The 1,163-nt window shown below is 77.6% G+C and carries 1 protein-coding gene and 2 pseudogenes; 1 reads left to right on the top strand and 2 read right to left on the bottom strand.

Annotated elements, in window-relative coordinates; translation table 11 throughout:
- On the bottom strand, positions 1–399 hold a 399-nt coding region (locus tag AC2CJA_RS26760), incomplete at its 3' end, for a hypothetical protein (RefSeq protein WP_484605224.1).
- Positions 400–676: 277 nt separating this feature from the next.
- Here AC2CJA_RS26760 and AC2CJA_RS26755 point away from each other — a divergent pair.
- A pseudogene (locus tag AC2CJA_RS26755) lies at positions 677–1,027 on the top strand (methionyl-tRNA formyltransferase); the annotation flags it as partial.
- Here AC2CJA_RS26755 and AC2CJA_RS26750 read toward each other — a convergent pair.
- A pseudogene (locus AC2CJA_RS26750) lies at positions 990–1,163 on the bottom strand (glycosyltransferase family 1 protein); the annotation flags it as partial. The pseudogenes AC2CJA_RS26755 and AC2CJA_RS26750 sit on opposite strands and share 38 nt — an antisense overlap.

Raw genomic sequence — 1,163 nt, 5'->3', positions numbered from 1 at the left:
GGCGGTGGCCGCCGGCGCCTCCACCATCGCGGCGCCACCCGCCCGCGCCGCCGCCCGGCGCGAGCCGTAGCGGCGGTGCACGGCCTGCTTGGTCACGCCCAGCGCCGAGCCCACCGCGTCCCAGGAGAAACCCAGCGACCGGTCGAACTCCACGGCCGCCGTCACCAGCGTCTCCACACTGTCGCGCAGTTCCTGGGCGAGCCGGACGGTCGGCGCGGGCGCCCTGCCGTAGACGACGAAGCCCGCGGACGGGCCCGCGCGCCGCGGCCGGTAGACGTTGCCGAGCTGCGCGGTGAGCGTGCGCAGTGCGTCCACCTGCCGGCGGACCCGCTCGATGTCCCGAACCAGCAGGTGCAGGCTGGCCCGTGCCCGGGCGTCGGGGGTGGCGTGGTCGGCCATGGTCAAGCCTCTCGAACCGGCGTGGGATCGGCCGGCCGCGTCTGCGGCCGTTTCGGTCAAGCTGCATTGACCAACGCGGTACCGGGCGCCGGGGTAACGCTGAGGGGGCGTGAAAAGACCCGCGGGAGCGGCGTGTTCGGGACCGTACGCCCCGGCCGGCTTCCCGGCGCCCGCCGGGCCCGGCGCCGCTGCGGGCCGTAGACTGGTGCGCCGTTCCGCGCCCGCCCCACCCCACCCGTCCCCGACGCACCCGTCTCCGAGAGGTAGTCCCGCACCGATGAGGCTCGTCTTCGCCGGCACACCCGAGGTCGCCGTACCCGCCCTCGACGCACTGATCGCATCGGAGCGGCACGAGGTCGCGGCCGTCGTCACCCGGCCCGACGCGCCCGCCGGGCGCGGGCGCCGCCTGGTGGCCGGCCCGGTCGCCCAGCGGGCCGAGGAGGCCGGCATCGAGGTCCTCAAGCCCGCCCGCCCGCGCGACGAGGACTTCCTCGCCCGGCTGCGCGAGATCGCCCCGGACTGCTGCCCGGTCGTCGCCTACGGCGCGCTGCTGCCCGGGGTCGCGCTCGCGGTCCCGGCCAGGGGCTGGGTCAACCTGCACTTCTCGCTGCTGCCCGCCTGGGGGGGGGGGGGGGGCGGCCCCCCCCCCCGCCCCGACCCGCGATCGCGGTGCGGTATCCATCCACCAGGCGCTCCAGCCCGACGGCCGGGCTGAAGCCCTGCTCGTAGCGGAGCCGGGCCGCCCGGCCCATCTCCCGGCCCAG

The organism is Streptomyces sp. ATLC9 (assembly GCF_057196705.1).
The sequence above is the reverse complement of the archived record's forward strand: the minus strand, read 5'-3'. Positions and strand labels throughout refer to the sequence as shown.